Annotated in this window: 13 protein-coding genes; 6 read left to right on the top strand and 7 right to left on the bottom strand. The window is 71.9% G+C overall.

The genetic code is table 11. The features are described from left to right. Positions 1-9: 9 nt before the first annotated feature. On the top strand, positions 10-840 hold the full coding sequence (locus IE278_RS13820; protein ID WP_189772423.1) for an ABC transporter ATP-binding protein: 831 nt from the start codon (positions 10-12) through the stop codon (positions 838-840). Positions 841-910: 70 nt separating this feature from the next. Here the strand turns inward: IE278_RS13820 and IE278_RS13815 are convergent, their stop codons facing one another. Next, positions 911-1,588, bottom strand: a complete 678-nt coding sequence (locus IE278_RS13815; RefSeq protein WP_189772133.1) for an MmyB family transcriptional regulator — start codon at positions 1,586-1,588, stop codon at positions 911-913. Positions 1,589-1,865: 277 nt separating this feature from the next. Between IE278_RS13815 and IE278_RS13810 the strand changes: the two genes are divergently transcribed. The 3 genes from IE278_RS13810 to IE278_RS13800 are packed head-to-tail and all read left to right on the top strand — an operon-like array spanning position 1,866 to position 4,258. Further along, complete coding sequence (locus IE278_RS13810; protein WP_189772131.1) at positions 1,866-2,525, top strand: helix-turn-helix domain-containing protein; 660 nt, start codon at positions 1,866-1,868, stop codon at positions 2,523-2,525. Positions 2,526-2,557: 32 nt separating this feature from the next. Further along, positions 2,558-3,088 carry a toxin-antitoxin system, toxin component gene (locus tag IE278_RS13805; RefSeq protein WP_189772419.1) on the top strand — a complete coding sequence of 177 codons (531 nt, stop codon included), beginning with the start codon at positions 2,558-2,560 and terminating at the stop codon, positions 3,086-3,088. Between the two features lie 15 nt (positions 3,089-3,103). Continuing rightward, positions 3,104-4,258, top strand: a complete 1,155-nt coding sequence (locus IE278_RS13800; RefSeq protein WP_189772129.1) for an MAB_1171c family putative transporter — start codon at positions 3,104-3,106, stop codon at positions 4,256-4,258. Between the two features lie 226 nt (positions 4,259-4,484). On the opposite strand, the gene IE278_RS13795 is transcribed toward IE278_RS13800, so the two are convergent. Next, a complete protein-coding gene (locus tag IE278_RS13795; protein ID WP_189772127.1) occupies positions 4,485-5,528 on the bottom strand; it encodes an alpha/beta fold hydrolase in 1,044 nt (347 codons plus the stop codon). A 250-nt stretch (positions 5,529-5,778) separates the two neighbouring features. On the opposite strand from IE278_RS13795, the gene IE278_RS13790 reads away from it, so the two are divergent. Continuing rightward, positions 5,779-6,006 (top strand): hypothetical protein, encoded by a 228-nt coding sequence (locus IE278_RS13790; protein ID WP_189772126.1) that lies wholly within the window; start codon positions 5,779-5,781, stop codon positions 6,004-6,006. Positions 6,007-6,090: 84 nt separating this feature from the next. On the opposite strand, the gene IE278_RS13785 is transcribed toward IE278_RS13790, so the two are convergent. Both IE278_RS13785 and IE278_RS13780 read right to left on the bottom strand, forming a co-directional pair. Then, on the bottom strand, positions 6,091-6,798 hold the full coding sequence (locus IE278_RS13785; RefSeq protein ID WP_189772124.1) for a 4'-phosphopantetheinyl transferase family protein: 708 nt from the start codon (positions 6,796-6,798) through the stop codon (positions 6,091-6,093). Next, positions 6,746-7,651, bottom strand: coding sequence for a metallophosphoesterase family protein (locus IE278_RS13780; protein ID WP_189772122.1), 906 nt, complete (start codon positions 7,649-7,651; stop codon positions 6,746-6,748). The genes IE278_RS13785 and IE278_RS13780 overlap by 53 nt, the downstream gene beginning before the upstream one ends. Before the next feature lie 686 nt (positions 7,652-8,337). Here IE278_RS13780 and IE278_RS13775 point away from each other — a divergent pair. Then, a complete protein-coding gene (locus tag IE278_RS13775; protein ID WP_189772119.1) occupies positions 8,338-9,525 on the top strand; it encodes an ATP-grasp domain-containing protein in 1,188 nt (395 codons plus the stop codon). 134 nt (positions 9,526-9,659) lie between these two features. Here IE278_RS13775 and IE278_RS13770 read toward each other — a convergent pair whose 3' ends face one another. The 3 genes from IE278_RS13770 to IE278_RS13760 all read right to left on the bottom strand — a co-directional run bounded on the left by IE278_RS13770 (position 9,660) and on the right by IE278_RS13760 (position 15,165). Then, the gene (locus tag IE278_RS13770) at positions 9,660-10,544 is read right to left on the bottom strand and encodes a sulfotransferase family protein (RefSeq protein ID WP_246570305.1); all 885 of its coding nucleotides are present in this window, start codon (positions 10,542-10,544) and stop codon (positions 9,660-9,662) included. Positions 10,545-10,741: 197 nt separating this feature from the next. After that, positions 10,742-13,795, bottom strand: coding sequence for an alpha-mannosidase (locus tag IE278_RS13765; protein ID WP_189772117.1), 3,054 nt, complete (start codon positions 13,793-13,795; stop codon positions 10,742-10,744). Between the two features lie 32 nt (positions 13,796-13,827). Beyond that, entirely contained in the window at positions 13,828-15,165 is a 1,338-nt protein-coding gene (locus tag IE278_RS13760; RefSeq protein WP_189772115.1) for a 6-phospho-beta-glucosidase, read from the bottom strand. Positions 15,166-15,314: the final 149 nt, after the last annotated feature.

Genomic DNA, 15,314 nt, shown 5'->3' with positions numbered 1-15,314 from the left:
GGGCGGTCCATGCTCGACGTACGCGGCCTGAAGAAGGTCTACGAGGGATCGGGCCGGCGGGTGGAGGCGGTGCGCGACCTCACCTTCACGGTGGACGCCGGTGAACTGGTCTGCCTGGTCGGGCCGTCCGGCTGCGGCAAGACGACCCTGCTGAAGTGCGTGGGCGGCCTGCTCACACCCACAGCGGGCGAGGTGCTGGTAGGGGGCCGCCGGGTGACCGGTCCGCCACCGGACATGGCGGTCGTCTTCCAGGAGTACGGGCGCAGCCTGTTCCCCTGGATGAGGGTGCGCGAGAACGTCGAACTGCCGCTCAAGCAGAAGAAGTCGAGCAGCGCCAGGCGGCGTGAGCTGGTCGCCGACGCGCTGGCTTCCGTGGGTCTCACTGACGCGGCCGGCGCGTACCCGTGGCAGTTGTCCGGCGGTATGCAGCAGCGGGTGGCGATCGCCCGCGCCCTCGCGTACGAGCCGGACGTGCTGCTGATGGACGAGCCGTTCGCGGCGGTGGACGCCCAGACCCGGGCCGATCTGGAGGATCTGGTGCGCGGGCTGTGGCGGCAGCGGGGCATCACGATCCTGTTCGTGACGCACGACATCGACGAGGCCGTCTATCTCGGCGAGCGGGTGCTGATCCTGTCCTCCTCGCCGACCGTCGTCCAGGAACAGCTGAAAATCGATCTTCCCGCCGACCGGGACCAGTTGCACACCCGGGTGGCCCCGCGCTTCGCCGAACTGCGCACGCATGTGTACGAGCAGATCCAGGCGGCGAAGCGGGGCACCCCGGTCGCCGACCGCCTGGTGAAGGACCTCACCGACACGCCTCCACCCAGTAAGCCCCAGTAGGCCCCAGCAAGCCCCAGTAGGCCCCGGCTGGGCGGCGCACGCACGTGTCACCGGCGGTCGGCGAAGGTCCTCATGCCTCCGTCGCGGGCACCACGCTGAGGTGGCTCGCCGCGCGCCGCCCGCGGCCGGTCCTGCTCGTCCGGCGCGTCGCCGGCGCCGGACGGCGGGCCTCACGCAGGACCAGCGTCAGCCGCGTGTACCCCATGTCATGCAGGGTCTTGGGCGTCTCACCGACGATCCGGCAGGTGCTCCCCCACCGCGGATCGGGGTGCAGCAGCGGCCGTACCGCGCCGTCGTGCTCGACCGCGTGCGAGCCGACCGAGCGGATCCAGTGCGGCAGGCCGTGCCGGTAGGCGGCGTCCATGATCGGGTCCTGGGCGATGTCCCGCAGGATCGACTGGAGTCCGTGGTCGTGGCCGTGCCGCTCCACGGCGGCGGCGAAGTGCGCCAGCATCGGCAGGCACCAGCTCGACTCGTGCTCGGCGAGGACCGTGGCCGCGTCCGGGTGGAAGAGGACGAACCTGAGGAAGTTGTCGCCGGGCATCGCGGTGGGGTGCGGGCCGACCGCGCGGAAAAGTGTCTCGAACGCGTCGTTGGCGAGGACGACGTCCCAGCGGTGGTCGACGACGACGGACGGAAAGGTGACGGCGTCCAGAAGTGCTGCGTAGTCCTGGAGATACGCCTGGGCCTCAAGACTGTCGGGGACGGGCCGCGGCTGCGGCCGGGGCCCTCCTGCCTGGTATGCCATCGGGAGGTCCACCCCTCTTGCCTATGCGGGCTTCACGCGGCGTCGTGATCCTGCTACCCCGTCCGGAGCGGTGTCAACTATCGTGGCATTTGGCGCCCGTTGACGGCTGAATCCCGCCACAGTTGTGGCGAGACCTGGATGCGGGTTCGACCGAAGGGCTACTCTCCGGTCTTCGGGCAGTTCACGCTGCACAACACGGATCCCCACAGGGACTTCACGTCCGAGGGGTCCGGTTCCCCCACAGCGGTCGGTCGATTGAGACGTAGGAGAACTGTCGGTGACGGATGGCTTCGAGGTTCCGGGCGCCACGGCGACGGGTCTGCTGCCGGCCGTCGTGGCCCGAGTCGCCTCTCTGGCGGACCGGCTCGGCGCACCGCACAGCGAGGTGTTCGACGTCCGCCGGCTGTCCGCCGCGTCGGGTGTCCCCGAGGTCGTGGTCGCGTCCCTGCTGAACGGCCGGTCGGCGGGCGAGCCCGACCTCCAGGCCCGGTTCCTCCAGCGCCTGGACCTGCTGCGCCGTACCCGCCTGAAGCCCAACGGCCGCCGCTACACCCAGCAGGAGATCGCCGACGGGGCGGGCATGTCGCGCCAGCAGGCGGGCGCGCTCATCAACGGCGACCGGCGCCCCACCATGGAGCACTGCGACGCCATCCAGCGCTTCTTCCGCGTGCACGCCGGTTTCCTGTCCGCCGAGGACCCCGAGGCACTCGCCGGCGCCCTGCAGCGCACCGAGCAGGATCTGCTCCAGCGGCTCGCCGACCGGGAACGGCAGGCCGACCCTGCGATTGCGGACGACCCGCTGGAGCGGCTTCTGCAGGACCACGGGGTGCGCGGTATCGCCTGGCGGGCCGCGCAGCTGCCCACCGATCAGCACCGGGACAAGGTCGCCGAGTGGCTGGACATGCTCCTGGAGAGCGTCAAGCGGCCCGAGTCGTGATCCGGGGGACTGCCGTGGGTGTCGGAAGGGAGATGCGCCGTCTGTGCGGCGAGCTGGTCGACGAGCTGTCGCTGCCGGCACCCGCACAACCCGGGGACCTGTACGCGGCGCTGTGCGCGGCCATGAGCAGCAGGCGCGGCCGACCGGTCCGCTTCCGCACGGCCCCCTTCCCGCCGGGCACCGCCAGCGGGCTCTGGCTCGACATGGCGGACTGGGACCTCGTGGTCGTCGAGGAGCGCACCGCCCCCGACCACCAGCTGGTGATTCTCGGCCACGAGCTGTGGCACATGAGCGCGGGCCACCGCGGCCACCATGTCGAGGGCGCGGCCGTCGCCGCCCGGCTGCTGTCCGACGACGCCGACCTGCGGGCGACCGTCCTGAAGGTCGCGGCGCGTACCCGGTTCGACCTGGCCGACGAGAAGGACGCCGAGAGCTTCGGTCTGCTGCTGGCCAGCAGGTGCCGGGGGTGGCTGGCCGGTTCGGGGACGCGCGGGCCCGTACGGCGCGAAGGGCTCGCGGGCCGCATCGAGGCGTCCCTCGGCTACCGCGGGCCGCAGGGCTGAGAGCGCCGGCACACCGTGGACGGGACCAGCTACTACCTGCCCGCCGTCGCCATGGCGGCCGTCCTGGCCGTCAAGTCCCCCTCGCTGCGACGCTCCTGGCGCGATCCGCTGCTGCGGTCGGTGTGCGCGCTGCTGGCGCTGACAGGGCTGGTGTTCTTCTTCGCGGCGCCGCCGACCATCGCCGAGGTCAACGACATCATCGGCGTCACGAACGTCTCCGCGCCGCTCGTCTACTGTCTGCTCAGCGCGTTCAGCGCGGCCTGTCTGGTGCTGATCGTCAACTGGCGCGGCGGCCCGCCCGAACGGACCCGGCGGATGTCACGGCGCTGGATCACCGGGTACGGCGTCGTGATCGTGGCGCTGGTCGTGCTGTTCGCCCTCGGTGACACCCCGGTCGAGCGGCTGCGGGACTTCGACACGTACTACGCCGACGAGCCGTTCGTCCGCGAGATGATCGTGCTCTATCTCGGCGCGCTGGCCGTGGCGGGTGTCGCGATGAACGTGATGTGCGGTCGCTGGGCCCTCCAGGTCCACGGCCGGCTCCGCGCCGGGCTGCTGATCATCGTGGCGGGCTACGTGTGCAACATCGCCTATCTGACCGCCAAGTTCACCGCGGTGGTGGCGCGCTGGAACGGCGGGAACCTCGACCACCTCAGCACCGATGTGGCTCCGGTGCTCGCCTCGGCCGGGGCGCAGATCAGCGCGGTCGGCTTCTGTCTTCCGCTGGCCTGTCAGCGGGCCGGCGACACCTGGTCGACCTGGTGCACGTACCGCCGCCTGGGGCCGTTGTGGCGGGAACTGGCACCGGTCTCGCCGCACGCGGGCCGCGCGCCCCGGATGTCCTGGTGGTCCCCCGCCGAACTCCAGGTCACCCAGCGGGAGTCGGACATCCACGACGGCCTGCTCAGCCTCTACCCCTACTTCGACACCGGGTTACGGGCCCGCGCCCACGCGGCGGCACTCGCGACGGGCTCCGACCCGGACCAGGCCCGCGCCGAGGCGGACGCGGCGATGGTGGCGGCGGCGGTACGGGCCCGGACCACCGAACCGGAAGCCAGACCCACCGACTCCACGGAGCCGGCCGAGGGCCCCCGCGACCTGGTCCGCATGTCCCTGGCCCTACGCCACTCCCCGGTGGTCAGGGCCACCCGCAGCACACCCCCGGCTTGAGGGCAGCGCAGCCCCGTCAGGGGCGCGAGGAACTGCGCGACCACGCCCCCACCGGGCCCCGTCAGGGGCGCGGGGAACTGCGCACCCAGCCCTCACCGGCCCCAGCCGGACAACTCACCTTGCAGGGGCGCGGGGAACGGCGCGACCAGCCCTCACCGGGCCCGCGGACGACCCGCACCGCACGCGCACGCGTACGCGCACACCCGGCGGCGCAGCGCGCAGCGCATCACGTCGCACTCCGCTCGCTCGCCTCGCGAAGATCCCGCTCCAGCGCACGACTGCGCACCACGTCCGCCCGCCCCGCCGCGGTACCCGGCCGCCCCGCCCGCAGCAGCGCGCTCCACCGCTCACGGCTCCAGTCGGCGGGACTCGTCCCCCCGACGAACTCCTGGACGAGGGCGAGAAACCGCGCCGGTTCGGCGTGGAACGGAAAGTGCCCGGCGCCCTCGAAGATCTCCAGCCGGCTCCCCGGCATCGCCTCGTGCGCCCCGTACGCGTGCCGCACCGGCACCACGCCGTCACGGTCGCCCCACACCAGCAGCGTGGGCATGCCCTCGGTGAGGTAGCAGCGGTCGAGCATGGTCACCACCTGGCCGCGCCAGTCGACCACCGCCCGCAGGGTGCGGATGAACGCGCTGCGCGAGGTCGCGTCCGGCAGCGCGTCCACGAGGGTGAGCAACTCGGGCGCGTCCTGCCCGAGATCGGTGTCGAGCAGCCGGATCAGGTGCGCGAACAGCCGGGCCTGGAACGCCATGCCGGGCAGGCGCAGCGCGGACAGCGCGAGATGGGCACCGGGCAGGGACACCGCCCGCAGTACGGGGTTCACCTCGCGGCCCACACCGCCCGCGCCGACCAGGATCAGCCGCTCGGTGCGCTCGGGGAACTGGTAGGCGAACTGCATGGCGACCCCGCCGCCGAACGAGTGCCCGACCAGCGTGGCCTGTTCGACGCCGAGCGTGGCGAGCAGATCGCGCAGGCCGTTGGCGTACGCGGCCACCGAGTAGTCGGCCCGTGGCTTGTCCGAGGCGCCGTGGCCCAGCAGGTCGGGTGCGATCACCGTGTGGGTGCGGGCGAGGCCGGGGATGAGCCCGGCCCAGGTCGCCGAGGAGTCGCCGATACCGTGGATCAGGACGAGGGCCGGTCCCTCGCCGGTCATCCGGTAGGCGCGTCGGTAGCCGTGCACCACGCGGTGCCGCAGCCGCAGTTCGCCGTCGCCCACGGGCCGCAGCCGCATGGCCCCGCGCGGGCGCCGTCGTGGGATGTCGACCACCGGCTCGTCTCCCCTCCTCGGGTCCTTCGCCGAGCCGCCGGGAGTACGGCCCCGGGCCTCTGTTCCAGCGTAAGCCCCTTGTCCGACAAGGGGTTTCCGTGAGGTTTCCCCTCGGCTAACCGGGCGAACGAACACGCACGGAAAGGGCATTGTCAGTGGCGGACGGCAAGCTGGACCCAGCGCCACCGCTGTGCGGCGGCGCGAGCAGGACCGAAGAGCGGAAGCCGAGCCGAACCGGGAGAGCCGTCCGATGCCGACAGCCGTACTGACCGATCACGAACGCACCGCCGTGCAGGCCTATCTGCGCCTGCTGCAGACCGTACGAGCCGCGATGGACGCCCCGTCCGGTTCGGGCCGACCGGTGGTCGTGCCGCCCGCCGCCCTCGCGGAGGCGGAGCGCGCACTGGCCGCGGCGGGTCTCGAGGGCAACGAGGAGGCGTTCTTCCGCCTGCTGCACACCTGGTGCCCGGAGGTGTGATGAACCACCGTCAGCCCTTCGGCCGGTCCTTCGGCCCGTTCTCCGACGGGAGGGGGACGGCGGCCCGGCACCCGGCCGCCGCGCTCAGCCCTGCCCGTACGGCACGGTCACCGAGGTCGCCACGAGGCCCCGGCTCACCGTCCAGCGTCCTTCGAAGCGGCCGATGCGACGGCCGTCCACCACCGGGCCGGGTACGAGGAGTCCGGCGCTCAGGCCGCCGGACGTGGTGTGTCCGGGATCCATGAAGACCTCGATGTCGGCCTCGGAGAAGTCGAGCCATTTCCCGGTGAGGGGGAACCACGCCTTGTAGACCGACTCCTTGGCGCTGAACAGGAGCCGGTCCCAGTGGATCCGCGGATGGTGTCCGGCGAGCTCGCCCAGCCGCCGGACCTCGTCGGGCAGCGCGACCGAGGGCAGCACGTCGGCGGGGAGCGGCAGATGGGGCTCCGCGTCGATGCCGAGCGAGGCGAGGTCGGTGGCCCGGGCCAGCGCGGCGGCGGCGTAGCCGTCGCAGTGCGTCATGCTGCCGATCAGCCCGTCGGGCCACCGCGGGGCTCCCCGGTCGCCGCTGAGGACGGCCTGCGGGGGCACGCCGAGCTTCTCCATGGCGCGTCGGGCGCACCCGCGTACCACGGTGAACTCGCGGCGCCGCTTCTCGACGGCGCGTGCGATCAGCGCCTCTTCCTCGGGATACAGCTCGGGGTACGGCGTCGGGGCCCTGGTGCCCTCGGCGTGGTCGTCAGCGTGTGCCTCCACGGCCACGACCGACTCCGGGAGCAGTTCCTCGATCACCGGATCCGACCTCCATCGGCAGAATGCGGCGCAGCTTGCCCGGCGGTTCCGAGCGCTTGCGCCACTCGCGGGGGTAACCCACCGACACCTCTTCGAAGCGGACGCCGTCGAGCCAGGTGGTGCGGGGAATGTGCAGGTGGCCGTAGACCATGACGGCCACGCGGTGGGTGCGGTGCCAGTCCGAGGTGAGCCGGGTGCCGCACCACATGGCGAACTCCGGGTACCAGAGGACTTCCGTGGGGTGCCGGTCCAGCGGGTAGTGGTTGACGAGCACCGTGGGCAGGTCCGCGGGGATCTCCGCGAGCCTGCGTTCGGTCTCCGCGACCCGGGCCCGGCACCAGGCCTCGCGGCTGGGGTACGGGTCGGGGTGCAGCACGTGCTCGTCCGTGCAGACGATGCCGGTCCCGTGGGCGTACGCGAGGCCCTCTTCCTTGGTCGCGCAGCCCGCGGGCAGGAACGAGTAGTCGTAGAGGAGGAAGAGCGGGGCCACGGCGACGGGGCCCTCGGGGCCCTCCCACACGGGGTACGGGTCCTCGGGGGTGAGCACGCCCAGCTCTCGGCAGAGCTCCACGAGGTATTCGTAGCGGGCCACTCCGCGCAGGGTGACGGTGTCCTTGGGGTGGGTCCACAGTTCGTGGTTGCCGGGGGCCCAGATCACTTTCCGGAAGCGCCGGCTGAGCGTTTCGAGGGCCCAGCGGATGTCGGCGACCGTCTCCGCGACGTCGCCGGCCACGAGGAGCCAGTCGTCATCGGTCTCGGGGCGCATCTCCTCGACGAGGGCGCGGTTCTCGGCGTATCCGACGTGCAGGTCGCTGATGGCCAGCAGCCGGCCCTGACGGTCAGCCGTCGTCACCCTCGCTCCCCTCCCCGTGCCGGGACGCCTCACGGCCACCCGGATGAGAACACAAGAACACACGCGCCCGGCCCGGTACAAGACCGACTCCGCGCGGGCTTGGACCCCGCACCCCAAGCGACCGCGCACCGTCCACACGCGCACGCCGACACGCACTGCGGCCCGCCCGCGCGGACGGCGCCCAAGCGGCGCCCCTCATGCGCCCGACACGCACGCCCGGCCACCCGGCCTACGGACGTGCCGGGCACCGGGCGCCCGCCATCTTGCCGATCCGACGGCCCGCGCTTCGGCGGCCCGTCGCCGGGAGGCCCGGCCTGGCGGCCGCCGGCGGACCGGGCCGGTGATCGGGCGCGGGTGTCGCCCGATTCGCCGAGTGCGTGGTGGTGATCTGGAGCACCGGTGGGCGTCCGGGCGGGCCCGGTGGTCACCGGTGCGCGCCGATGTGGTGCAGGCCTCTGACCTGGCGCGCGAGCCTCGGCGGGCCCGTCGGGCAAAGCCGTGCGGCGGAGTCGTCGGGGGATTCCGTAACACGCCCGTAGCAGCAGCACTGCTCAGGAACCCCTATGATCGGCCATACACAACCGCCACGAACTCCCGTTTTCGAACGGCGGTTTTGTGTACCCACCTAACCTCTTGCCGAGCACGGCCTGATTTGACGTGCCCGCAAACCCTGAAAGGCGGCCTGCATGGTCTCTCGCGTACGCGTCTGGCTCAACCGCACGTACGCGGAGAACGTGTTCTTCATGGATCAGCTGCGGCGAAATCCGTGTGGCCGCGCGGTCGAGATCCACGCCACCCACGGCGACCCCGACTCCCCGATCCTGGCCGCCGCGGACATCGCCGCGATGGAGCCGGAGGGGCTGTCCCCGGCCGCCTACGTCGAGTACGCGCTCGACCAGTGCGCCCGGCACTCGATCGACGTGTTCGTACCCGTCCTGCACCAGACCGCCCTCGCCGGGCACCGCGAGGAGTTCGCCGCGGTCGGCACCGCGCTGCTCGCGCCGCCCGCCGAGGCCGTGCACACCTTCCAGGACAAGGTCGTCGCGTACGAGGCCGTCGAGAAGCTCGGCGTGCCGGTGCCGCCGTGGTGGCGGGTGCGCACCGCGGACGAGCTGATCGCCGCGGTCGACGAGCTGGAGGCCGCCGGCTACAAGGCGTGCTTCAAGCCCGCCTCCGGAGCGGGTGGCGTCGGCTTCCGCATCATCACGCGCACCCCCTTCTCGCTCATGCACCTGAGCGGCTTCCCCAGCCCGTACATGCCGCTGGACCTGGTCGTCCAGGCGCTGCAACAGGCGGACGAGCCCGTGGACTGGCTTGTCATGCCCCTTCTGGGTGAGCCGGAGGTGTCCGTGGACTGCCTCACCGGTCCGGACGGACGGGTGCGGATGGCCGTGGGCCGTACGAAGAACGGGCGGCGGCGCGGCTTCACGCTCGACCCGTCGTTCATCGAGCCGGCGCGCGTCCTCGCGGAAGGCTTCGGGCTGCACTACCTGACGAACATCCAGTTCCGGATGCTCGGTGACAAGCCGGTCCTGATGGACGTCAACACGCGCCCGGCGGGCGGTCTGCACCAGCTCTCGCAGTGCGGGATCAACGCCCCGTGGGCCGCCGTGCGCCTCGCGCTCGGCGAGGAGCCCGGCGATGTCGTCCCGCCGTTCCTCGGCTCGGACTACGCGGTGGTCTCCGGACCGCGCGCGGTGCGTCCCGTCTCGGCGCCGGAGACCGCCCCCGAAGCGCAGCCTGTCCAGCTGGCTCAGGAAGCCCAGCCGGCGCAGGAGGCCCATACGGCTCAGGCGACCCGTTCGGCTCAGCCGGGCCACAAGGCCCATACGGCTCAGGCTGCGCAGTCTTCGGACAGGCCCTTGACAGTCTGATTGGTCCATACCAATTTGGTGCACGTGTCACCTCCCGCACCCCCGCGACCAGCAGGAGCTGACCCCGCCGGCGACCTGGACGCAGATCCGCGACTGGGCGAACTCGCGTCACATCGTGGCGGGGGGGCGCCCGGTCAGGAGACCGGGTATCCCCACGCCCTCGCCAACTCGGCGAGCCGCGGCGGCAGTTCGGCCTTCGGGTCGGCCGGGCGGGCCGGCTGGACACGGCCCGACCTGATGGTGGGGCTCCAGTCGCCGAGCTGCGGCCGGAAGGTGCCGTGGTCCTTCGTCCCGTAGTCGAGCATCGCGCTCTCCCACGGCACGTCCAGGTACTCGCACAGCCCGCGCGTGGTCCCCTCGGGATCGGCGGTGAGGTCCTCGTACGTCATCACATGGGCGTCGAGGGCGCGGCGGGCCTCGTCGAGCCGTACGCCGTAGTCGAGGACCTCGGCGCGGATCTGTTCGTGGTCGGGGTCGGTGCGGCGGTCGGTGAGGGAGGCGACCACCGCGCCGGGGTGGCGGAGCAGCACGATGTAGCGGGCGTTGGGCCAACATCGTTGCAGGCGCGGCCAGATGAGGGTGTTCGGCGGGGTCTTGTCGACGATGATCTGCTTGCCGCTGCGGGCGAGTTCCAGGTGCATCACCCGGTCCCACAGCGTGTGCTCCAGTTCCTCCTTGTCCAGTTCGAGCGCCCGCATGGCGTCGGCGGTGAAGTCGCGGGACAGATGGACGTGCAGGGTGCGCAAGTGCATCTCGTGCGGGGCGCGGATGCTGCTGTGGCTGTTCAGCAGGACCCTCAGGAGGGTCGAGCCCGAGCGGACGCAGGACAGGACGAAGACCGGCGAGTCCACCAGACGCGGGGCGCGGGGCGCCACGTAACCGTCCGCGCGGGAACCCTCGGCGGCACGGGGGCCGGGTGCGGCGTCGAGGCCGCGGCGCGGCGGGCTCACCGCCTGGGCCATCAGTCTGCCGCGGCGCCTCAACCCTTTGCCGATCGCGGACATGCGCGGGTCTCGCACGGTGACACCTTTCTCTCGCACTGCCCCCCATCGCACTCATCACAGGGGCGCCGGGCGAACCGCAGATGTCGTCCAGGGAACGCGCACTGGTCACGGCGGGTGGGGGACCTCCCCCGCCCCTACCGTGACCAGGCCGTTCATCGCTTCCTTAATTGTTCATGGGAAACGGGGTCACCGCTTCCGCATGAGCGTGTCCGTCACTTCCGCACGGCCAGTCGCAGCGTCTGGATCTCGAAGGGACGCAGGGTGACGGGGACGCCGTTCCCGTCCGTGTCCGCCGTCGACAGCGGGCGCTCCAGCAGGTCGGCGATCTCGGCACCGGCCAGCGGGAAGCTCGTGCGCAGGATGCCCTGCGCCCGGCCGCCGCGTGACTCGTAGAGGCGTACGACGACATCGCCCGAGGTGTCGTCGGCGAGCTTGACGGCCTCGATGGTCACGCCCTCGCCGTCCACGGAGACGACCGGTTCGGCGGTGCCCGCCGAGTCCGCGACCCGCAGGGGGAGGTTGAGCGCGTAGCCCTCGGCGACCGCGTCCGCGATGGTCGCGCCGGGCAGCAGCGCGTAGGTGAAGTGGTGCCTGCCCTGGTCGGCCGCCGGGTCCGGGATGCGCGGGGCGCGGACCAGGCTGAGCCGGACCGTGGTCGTCGTACCGCCGTCCTCGCGCACTGTGCGGGAGACGTCGTGGCCGTATGTGGAGTCGTTGATGACCGCGACGCCGTAGCCGGGTTCGCCGAGGTGGACCCAGCGGTGGCCGGAGACCTCGAAGCGGGCCGACTCCCAGGTGGTGTTGGTGTGCGTGGGCCGCTGGATGTGGCCGAACGCGATCTCGGCCGACGAGTGCGCCGCCCGGATGTCGACCGGGAAGCCCGCCTTGAGGAACTTCTCGGCCTCGTGCCAGTCGATGTCCGTCTCGAAGTCGATCCGGGGGCTGCCGGCGCGCAGGCTGATGGTCTGCGTGATGCGTGAGCCGTTGCCGAAGGAGCGCTCGACGCGGATCGACCCCAGCAGCGGGTCGTCCTCGACGACCGTCACGGACTCGGCGTCCAGCAGGTCCGTGTAGCGGTTCTTGTAGTGCTTGTCGACGTCCCAGGCGTCCCAGTAGTTGGGCAGGTCCGTGTGCAGCCGGAGCAGGTTGCCCTGGTCCGCCAGGACCTCCCGGCCACCGGCGCGCAGATCGCGTACGGAGGACAGGGTGCCGTCCTCGGCGATCTCCACGCGCACCAGACCGTTGTCGAGGACACGGCCCTCGACCGTCACAGGGCTCGGCGCCTCGCCGGTACCGGTACCGAGGGGCGCGCTGCCGTTGGCCGGGACGACCGTGTGGGCCAGGGAGCCGTCGGCGGTCCGTACGACCTCCCGGCGCTCGGCGGGGCTCGTGTTGAAGACGCGGGCGCCGCCCGTGCCGAGTGCCGCGACCGCCTCGGCGGTCAGTGCCTCGACCTCCTCGGCGACACGCGCGTACTCGGCCTCCGCCTCGCGGTGCACCCAGGCGATCGAGGAGCCCGGCAGGATGTCGTGGAACTGGTGGAGCAGGACCGTCTTCCAGAGCCGGTCGAGCTTGTCGTGCGGGTAGGCGTAGCCGGGCGCGTGCAGCGCGGCCGTCGTGGCCCACAACTCGGCCTCGCGGAGCTTGTGTTCGCTGCGGCGGTTGCCCTGCTTGGTGCGGGCCTGCGAGGTGTAGGTGGCCCGGTGCAGCTCCAGGTAGAGCTCGCCGACCCAGACCGGGGCGTCGGGGTACTCCTCGCGGGCCTTGGCGAAGAACTCGTCGGGGTGCTCGACGACGACCTTCGGCGAGCCCTCCAGGTCGGCGAGGCGGCGCGCCCGCTCCATGATCTCGCGGGTGGGGCCGCCGCCGCCGTCGCCCCAGCCGAAGGGGGCCAGCGAGCGGGTGCCGACGCCCTTCTCCTGGTAGTTGCGGGTGGCGCGGGCCATCTCCTCGCCGCTGAACCGGGCGTTGTAGGTGTCGACGGGCGGGAAGTGCGTGAAGATCCGCGTGCCGTCGATGCCCTCCCACCAGAAGGTGTGGTGGGGGAACTTGTTGGTCTGGTTCCAGGAGATCTTCTGGGTGAGGAACCACTCGTTGCCGGCCAGCTTGGCGAGCTGCGGGTAGGACGCGGTGTAGCCGAAGGAGTCCGGCAGCCACACGCCCTTGGTCTCGACGCCGAAGTGCTCGATGAAGAACCGCTTGCCGTGCACGAACTGGCGGGCGACGGCCTCGCCGCCGGGCAGGTTGCCGTCGGCCTCGACCCACATGCCGCCGACCGGCGCCCACTGGCCCTTCTTGACGGACTCCTGGATGCGGGCCCAGACCTTGGGGTAGTTGTCGCGCACCCACTCGTACTGCTGGGCCTGCGAGCAGGCGAAGATGAAGTCCTCGTACTCGTCGGCGAGCGAGGTGACGTTCGAGAAGGTGCGGGACGTCTTGCGCTTGGTCTCGCGGATCGGCCACAGCCAGGCGGAGTCGATGTGCGCGTGGCCGACGCCGGAGACGATGTGGGCGCTGGCGTTGGCGGGCTTGGACAGCGCGGGCTTCAGCGCGGCCCGTACGTCGGCGGCCGAACCGGCGATGTCGTCGAGGTCCAGCAGGTCCAGGGCCCGGTCCAGGGCGTGGGTGATCTCGTGCCGGCGGGGGTCGTGCTCGCCCAGCTCCAGCATCAGCTCGCGCAGGACCTGGATGTCGAGGTCGAGGTGCCAGACCTCCTCGTCGAGGACGGCGAGGTCCGCGCGGCGGAAGGTGTAGAGGGGCTTGTCGCCCGCGGTGCGGATGTCACCCATCGGCGTGATCTTGGAGAAGTCGTCGGCGAGGATGTCCGGGTTGGAGGCCGCCTCGACCAGGTAGTCGATCTCCTCCCCGCCGACGGCGGGGTTGGCGATCGCCACGTACTGGTTGAGCGGGTTGACCGCCTTCAGCGGGGTGCCGTCCGTGAGGTGGACGAGGGCCTCGGCCTGGTTGCCGGGCCAGTCGCCGACGAAGCCGAGGTCGATGACGGCCTCGACGCGCCGGCCCGCCCACTCGGCGGGCACCCGCCCACGCATCCGGAACCACGTCGTGCCCCAGGGCGGGCCCCACGGGGTGCCCATCTCGAAGGGCGCGTACGAGGCGGCGGCGGCCTCTTCGAAGGGGACGGGCTCCCCCGGGGCCTGCCAGGCCTCGATCTCGAAGGGCACGGCGGCGGCGTAGATCGCGGCCTTGATGCGCTGGTCGTGAAGGCGCTGGACGCGCTCCTCGATTCGCCGGCGTTCGTCGTGCATGAAAGTCTCCAGGTAACGAGCGGGGAAAGCGCTTACTTGAGGTAGGCGAGACCAGGATGGACCGCGGTGTATCCGTCCACCAGATTCCGGGCCACATTCACCGAGTCGACCAGCGGGTGCAGGGCGAAGGCCTTCACGGCCGTCGCGCGCGAACCCGACGCGGCGGCGGCCAGCACCTCCCGCTCCACGGCCTTCACCGCGCACACCAGGCCGGTGGCGTGGTCGGGCAGCGGGGCCACGGCGACCGGGTGCGCGCCGTTGGCGTCGACGAGGCAGGGCACCTCGATGACGGCGTCCGCGTCGAGGGCCGTCAGGGTGCCCTGGTTGCGGACGTTGAGGATGAGCGTGGTCCGCTCGTCACGGGCGATGGCCCGCATCAGGGCGAGGGCCACCTTCTCGTACCCGCCGGAGAGGTCGTCGGCGTCGCGCTCGCCCGCGCCGGCGCTCTCCCGGTTCTCGGACATGTACGTGGCCTCGCGCTCGGCCCGCGTACGGTCCCAGGCGGTGAGGGCGGCGCTGTCCGGGCGGCTCATCTCCTCGTAGAAGCCCGCCTGCTGGTCACGGAGGAACGCGCCGCGGGTCTTCTCGGCCTGGCTGTAGGCGCGGACGGCCTCGCGGTTGAAGTAGTAGTAGTGCAGATACTCGTTCGGAATGGCGCCGAGCGACTGGAGCCAGTCGGTGCCGAAGAGCTTGCCCTCCTCGAAGGAGCCGAGCAGGTCGGTGTCGGCGAGCAGCCGCGGGAGTTCGTCGCGTCCGGCGACGTGGAGTCCGCGGACCCAGCCGAGGTGGTTGAGGCCGACGTAGTCGATCCAGGCCTCGCGCGGGTTGGCGCCCAGCACGCGGGCGATACGGCGGCCGAGGCCGACCGGGGAGTCGCAGATGCCGATGACGCGGTCGCCGAGGTGGCGGGACATGGCCTCGGTGACGAGTCCCGCCGGGTTGGTGAAGTTGATGAGCCAGGCGTCGGGGGCGAGGCGGGCCACCCGCTGGGCGATGTCGACGGCCACGGGGACCGTGCGCAGGCCGTAGGCGATGCCTCCGGCGCCGACCGTCTCCTGTCCGAGGACGCCCTGGTCGAGGGCGACCCGTTCGTCGGCGGCGCGGCCTTCGAGGCCGCCGACCCGGATCGCGGAGAAGATGAAGTCGGCGCCGCGCAGGGCGTCGTCGAGATCCGTGGTGGCGGTCACGGTCGGTGCGTCCGGGTGAGCCGCGGCCTGCTCGGCGAGGACCCGGGCGACGGCGGAGAGCCGTCCCTGGTCCAGGTCGTGCAGCACGACGTCGGTGACGCGGCCCTCGCCACGGTCTCCGAGGAGCGCCCCGTACACGAGCGGCACGCGGAATCCGCCACCGCCCAGAATCGTCAGCTTCACGCAACTGCCCTTTCGCTGTTCCTCGGGGTCATCAGGGGTGGTGGGGCCGGCGGGGCCGCGGGCTCTGCTGGTCCCACCAGGGCCACCAGGGCCACGCGTGGCGCCAGGACCGCCGGGGCCGCTGGTGCCACCGGAGCGGCCGGAGCCGC

Source organism: Streptomyces tauricus (genome assembly GCF_014650955.1).
Classification (GTDB): domain Bacteria; phylum Actinomycetota; class Actinomycetes; order Streptomycetales; family Streptomycetaceae; genus Streptomyces; species Streptomyces tauricus.
The sequence above is the reverse complement of the archived record's forward strand: the minus strand, read 5'-3'. Positions and strand labels throughout refer to the sequence as shown.

Excerpts from the sequence above, each read along its gene's own strand:
- IE278_RS13820 (WP_189772423.1), top strand. The coding sequence starts at position 10 with ATGCTCGACGTACGCGGCCTGAAGAAGGTCTACGAGGGATCGGGCCGG.
- IE278_RS13815 (WP_189772133.1), bottom strand. The coding sequence starts at position 1,588 with ATGGCATACCAGGCAGGAGGGCCCCGGCCGCAGCCGCGGCCCGTCCCC.
- IE278_RS13805 (WP_189772419.1), top strand. The coding sequence starts at position 2,558 with ATGCGCCGTCTGTGCGGCGAGCTGGTCGACGAGCTGTCGCTGCCGGCA.
- IE278_RS13790 (WP_189772126.1), top strand. The coding sequence starts at position 5,779 with ATGCCGACAGCCGTACTGACCGATCACGAACGCACCGCCGTGCAGGCC.
- IE278_RS13775 (WP_189772119.1), top strand. The coding sequence starts at position 8,338 with ATGGTCTCTCGCGTACGCGTCTGGCTCAACCGCACGTACGCGGAGAAC.
- IE278_RS13765 (WP_189772117.1), bottom strand. The coding sequence starts at position 13,795 with ATGCACGACGAACGCCGGCGAATCGAGGAGCGCGTCCAGCGCCTTCAC.